The 5,926-nt window shown below is 38.7% G+C and carries 2 protein-coding genes and 1 pseudogene; all 3 read right to left on the bottom strand.

Translation table 11 applies throughout. From position 1 onward, the window contains the following. A pseudogene (locus tag QZR70_RS08175) lies at nucleotides 1–600 on the bottom strand (WYL domain-containing protein); the annotation flags it as partial. A gap of 349 nt (nucleotides 601–949) precedes the next feature. Continuing rightward, nucleotides 950–2,566: a methyltransferase regulatory domain-containing protein gene (locus QZR70_RS08170; RefSeq protein WP_295794394.1), complete on the bottom strand. Its 1,617-nt coding sequence runs from the start codon at nucleotides 2,564–2,566 to the stop codon at nucleotides 950–952. A gap of 272 nt (nucleotides 2,567–2,838) precedes the next feature. Further along, nucleotides 2,839–5,926 (bottom strand): pyruvate:ferredoxin (flavodoxin) oxidoreductase (gene nifJ / locus QZR70_RS08165; RefSeq protein WP_295794392.1); only part of this gene is annotated, 3,088 nt, incomplete at its 5' end.

The following is a 5,926-nucleotide window of genomic DNA, read 5'->3' as shown; positions in this document are numbered from 1 at the left end:
CAGTGCGCTATAAGCTTCACTGTCTTTGCCATACAGTCTTTCAATTCGCTCCTTATTATCTGGACCGAGATTAATATGTAATCGTTTATCCACGTCAGGTTGGCAATAAGCCAAGGAAATTTTTCTCCCCTTTTGTATTGCTTCCTCTATGAGATCAATGTTAAGGAATAAGTCCTGACTTCTATGAAGGTAACCCGTAGCACTTTCAATATCAATACCATGGGGCTTGAAATGAGAGCTACCCAATTTAGCAACACGACTAATTAAATCCTTACGTTGAGATGCGGTGATATGACGAGACGCCAAAATACCGTCAATTAATAATCTCAATTCTGAATCTTCAAAGGTATGAATCATATAGAAATCAGTACGGCGAATAGTACCATCTGCTCCTACGGCAGACTCTTCACATTGAATACCAAAATCACCAGATTCATATAAATCATTTAAATGACGGCCTAAGGTCTTCCGATCGACGGATACCTCGTACCGCTCGGCTAATATACTGCGAATCTCCTCTTGAGATAAAGTATGATTAGCATCCGTTTCACTTTTCAGGATTTCTAGTATATATACTAGAACGGCCTTCTTAGATGCCATAAAAGACTCCTTTTACAAATAATACAATAAAAACAACATTGTAACTAATACAATTTATAATATCATCCACAACACATCGGATGATGTTCACAAAAATACCCATACATAGTATACCACACTTTTCATATATGGTTCATTTATTTCTCATTAATTTTATCGATTTACTATACTTTTTTGGCAATATTAAATAACTAAATGTAATAATTATTAAAAAAGATTAAATTAAATTATATAAAATAAAAACCCATTACTACTTAATACACATAAATGTTATAAGTGTAATGGGTTTTACATTCATTCTGAAGATTATATGAATCACTAAAATATTATCTTAGAAATTTTAAAAGAATTACGAAAGACCATTGTTTTTCTTACTTCTAATAAAGCCTAATTGTTCCATACGCTTCGTCAATTCATTATAGAATGCTTCCGCCATGGCATTTTGGTGTTTACCAGTTTGGGCCTTATCAGCGCTAAAGAGAGAATCTTTAATCTTCTTAATCATCGTAGACTTGGCTTTAGGCTTATTCAACAATTCCATGAACAATAAATCTTCTTCAGAAATATCACCAATAGCGTCATTGAACATATTTGCACCATAAATATATTCACTACCACCATCAGCAATAGCTTTTACAAAGTTTGTAAAACGAGCTGGTACATAGGATGAGCCCTCCATATATTCCTGTTTATCAGGGAATGTTTTATAGAATCGAATACCACCGCGTACCATATGTTCAACGATAGCTTTATATAAACTACATACAGCTGGTTCTAAGTCATCTTCAGATGCATTAGCAGTATCATGAGCAGCTTTTAAAATGGCAAGGGCTTCGATCATATTGAAAGTGCCACCATCTTTAATGAGCGCTTGGAATGTATCTCGCACAAGCTCATTTTCAAACATTTCTAATGCTTCTTCATCAAAGAGGATTTGGAATACAAAACTATTTACGATAGACCGTACAGGTACTGTATTCACCTTATCAGGATTAGCTACATCATAGCTAATATCCTTTGCAGCACTTTCTTTGCAAATAATAGACTTGCGGAATGTTGTATCAAGCATAAAGTCTAAATATTGTTCTTGATCTGCTTGGCTATTAGGAGCCAATTTTTCAAGTTTATCGGCGATGCTTTCATCATAGGTACGAACCATAGATAATGTTAAATCTGCATCACATACATATGTAAGATTGTGAGCTTTCAAATGATCATTGAATTGATAGAAGTAACATGGATCATTATGAGGTTCTAAATGGTCATGACCTACATAATAATCATCCTTTTGCATAACGGAACGCAAGGCACCTAAGAATTTACTATTACGCTCTTTAAGGTTATCGTAATTAAGAATTTGAGCACCTACTAGGCTACCTACAGTTTTACCACGTAATACCTTTTCCTTATGAGTCAACTCATCATGTCCACGATTAGCAAATAGCATAAGTTGACGAACCTCTTCCATCGTATGCCAACCTGGGTATGTATTATAGGATACATATGCAATGCCATTATCAGCCAAATGATGGGATATAATATCAAGCAACTTATCCTTCATTTCATCGCTAATCCAAGAGTAAAAACCATGGGCAATAATGTAATCAAAGTTTCCTAAGGATTCATCAAAGTTCAAAATATCCCCTTGTAATAGAGATACATTTTCTAACTTGGCATCACTAATAATTTTGTTACCCTTCTCTACTTGATCTTGGGAAAGCTCAATACCTACAAATGTTGCTTCTGGATTATGCACAGCTTGAGAAATAATATTTCCCCCATACGTAGCACCTAATTCAAGTACACGTGCTGTTTTAGCCGTTGGTGGCTTAAGACCTACAAGTGTACCATACGCTTCCAAATAGGCAGGTGTAGTAAAAGGAAATGGATAGGATTTATAGCCTAACTCTTTATATATTGTTTGTTGCATATCGTCTGTTGCGATCTGTTGATTATCCTTAGCCATAAGCACCTCTATGTTTACTATTAAAGTTATCAAATCATATATCTGTACAATATACCTAGTAGTATATGCACAACTATTTAATATTATACCAAATTCCTAGTATATTACCTATTGTGAAAGCATTAGTAATTCAGGAACTAGCTATTCAAGAAATGACCGCATTAATTTAAGGTACAATAAAATAAATTCCACATATAGTTAACTATATTATATACAAAAGAGGCACCCTCGAAAGGGTGCCTCTTATTAGATCTTAGTCGTTAAATAACGAATTATTTTACGTCTTCGAAACCTTTTTGTAAGCGAACGTAGCTTAAGCGACGATCTTTAGCGTCTTGTTCAGTTTTAGCGAACAATTCTTCTGCAACATCTGGAGCTGCTTTAGCCAAGGATGCGTAACGAACTTCACCTTTAAGGAAGTCTTGGAAGCTTTCAGTTGGTTCTTTGGAATCCAAGGAGAATGGATTTTTACCTTCTTCTTTAAGTTGAGGGTTGTATCTGTAAAGATCCCAGTAACCAGCTGCAACTGCTTTACGTTGTTCTTCTTGAGCTTTACCCATACCAGCTTTGATACCATGGTTGATACATGGGCTGTAAGCGATGATCAAGGAAGGACCTGGATATGCTTCAGCTTCTGTAACAGCTTTCATCAATTGGTTTTTATCTGCACCCATAGCGACTTGTGCTACGTATACATAACCATAAGACATAGCCATCATGCCAAGGTCTTTTTTCTTAGTACGTTTACCAGAAGCTGCGAATTGAGCAACTGCTGCGATATTAGTGGATTTGGAAGCTTGACCACCAGTATTGGAGTATACTTCAGTATCGAATACGAAGATGTTGATGTCTTCGCCAGAAGCTAATACATGGTCAACACCGCCGAAGCCGATATCGTATGCCCAACCGTCACCACCGAAGATCCAGTGGGAACGTTTGATCAAGAATTGTTTTTTCTCAAGAATTTCTTTCAATTCTGGAGTTGTAGCACCTTCAGCTTCGATAGCTGCTACTAAACGTTCGGAACGTTGACGAGTTGCTGCACCAAGGTTAGCAAATTCAATCCATTGTTCCAAAGCTTCTTTCAATTCGCCTGTAGCAGTTTCTACAGCTTTAGAAGCTAATTCTACTAATTGTTGACGAATTTTCTTAACGCCGATGTACATACCATAACCATACTCAGCATTATCTTCGAACAAGGAGTTTGCCCAAGAAGGACCTTGACCTTGTTGGTTAGTTGTGTATGGAGATGCAGGCATGGAAGCACCCCAGATGGAGGAACAACCAGTTGCATTGGCAATCATCATGCGGTCGCCGAACAATTGAGTTAACAATTTAGCGTAAGGAGTTTCACCACAACCTGCGCAAGCACCGGAGAACTCGAACAATGGTTGTTCGAATTGGGAACCTTTAACAGTGTCCTTCTTCATAGGGTTTTCTTTTACAGGAAGGTTAACACCGTAGTTCCATGCTTCAGCTTGTTCGATTTCGGAATCGATGGAAGTCATTACGATAGCTTTGCCTTTAGGAGCTGGACAGATATCAACACAGTTACCGCAACCCAAGCAATCTAATGGGGATACTGCGATACGGAATTGAAGGTCTTTAGCGCCCAATGCAGGGATTGTATCGAAATGTTCTGGAGCTGCAGCCACTTCTGCTTCAGTTGCCAAGATTGGACGAATTGTAGCATGTGGACATACGAAGGAACATTGGTTACATTGAATACAGTTTTCAGGTAACCATTTTGGAACGAACAATGCAGGACCGCGTTTTTCGAATTTAGCAGTACCAGCAGGTAATGTACCATCTTCGTAACCAGCGAATGTGGATACAGGAAGATCATAACCAGCTTGTGCATTGATTGGTTGTGCAATGTTTTGAACGAAGGATGGGCAAGATTCGCAACCAGGTTTAACTGCGTGGCCACCTTCATCAACAGCGTTTTTCCAGTCAGCAGGAACATCTACTTTTACCAAAGCGTTAACACCTTGATCGATAGCAGCGTTGTTCATGTCAACGATATTTTGACCTTTTTTACCGTAAGAAGTTACTACGGATTCTTTAAGGTATTTAACAGCGTCATCTACAGGGATGATTTCAGTCAATTTGAAGAATGCAGCTTGAGTTACCATGTTGATACGACCGCCCAAACCGATTTCGGAAGCGATTTTCGCAGCATTGATGATGTAGAAGTTCAATTCTTTTTCTGCGATTTGACGACGTAATTTAGCAGGTAAATGTTCGTTCAATTCTTCAGGAGACCAAGTACAGTTCAACAAGAATGTACCGCCTTTTTTGATACCGCGGATCAAGTCGTATTCATGTACGTAAGATTGACGGTGACATGCTACGAATTGAGGTTCAGTTACCAAGTATGGCAAGTTGATTGGGTTTTTACCAAAACGAAGGTGAGACATTGTTACGCCACCAGATTTTTTGGAGTCGTAGTCGAAGTATGCTTGAGCATACATATCAGTGTGGTCACCGATGATTTTGATAGCAGATTTATTCGCACCTACAGTACCGTCAGAACCGAAGCCCCAGAATTTACATTCAGTCAAACCAGGAGTTTCAATATCTACGCCTTCAGCACGATCCAAGGACAAGAATGTAACATCATCATTGATACCCAATGTGAAGAATTTCTTGCCGTTTTCAGCAGCCAAGTTATCGAATACAGCTACGATGTCTGCAGGGATAACGTCTTTGGAGCTCAAACCATAACGGCCAGCGATAACTTTTACGTTACGGCCACCATCGATTACAGCAGCTTGTACGTCCAAGAACAATGGTTCAGCCAAAGCGCCTGGTTCTTTAGTACGGTCAAGAACTGCAATGCGTTCTACAGTTTGAGGAAGAGCTTTCAACAAACGATCTGTTGCGAATGGACGGAACAAGTGAACGTTGATGAAACCAACTTTACGACCCAATTTATTTAAGTAGTCAACAGTGGATTGTACTACTTGAGCGGAAGAACCCATAGTAACGACTACGTCAGTTGCATCAGGAGCACCATGGTAGTTGAACAATTGGTAGTTAGTACCAGCCAATTTGTTAACTTCGTTCATGTAGTGTTCTACAACGTCAGGAACGTTCAAGTAGAATTTGTTGGATGCTTCGCGATGTTGGAAGTAAACGTCAGGGTTTTCTGCAGTACCACGAGTTACAGGAGCATCTGGGTTCAAAGCATTTTTACGGAAAGCTTTAACAGCGTCCATGTCTACTAATGGTTTCAAATCTTCATAGTCCCAGATTTCAATTTTTTGAATTTCATGGGATGTACGGAAACCGTCGAAGAAGTTGATGAATGGTACACGAGTTTTAATAGCTGTCAAGTGAGCTACAGCGGACAAGTCC

The sequence above is a fragment of the uncultured Veillonella sp. genome (assembly GCF_900545205.1).
In the GTDB taxonomy this organism is placed as follows: Bacteria; Bacillota; Negativicutes; order Veillonellales; family Veillonellaceae; genus Veillonella.
The sequence above is the reverse complement of the archived record's forward strand: the minus strand, read 5'-3'. Positions and strand labels throughout refer to the sequence as shown.

Coding starts and splice junctions, on each gene's coding strand:
- QZR70_RS08170 (WP_295794394.1), bottom strand. CDS start 2,566: ATGGCTAAGGATAATCAACAGATCGCAACAGACGATATGCAACAAACA.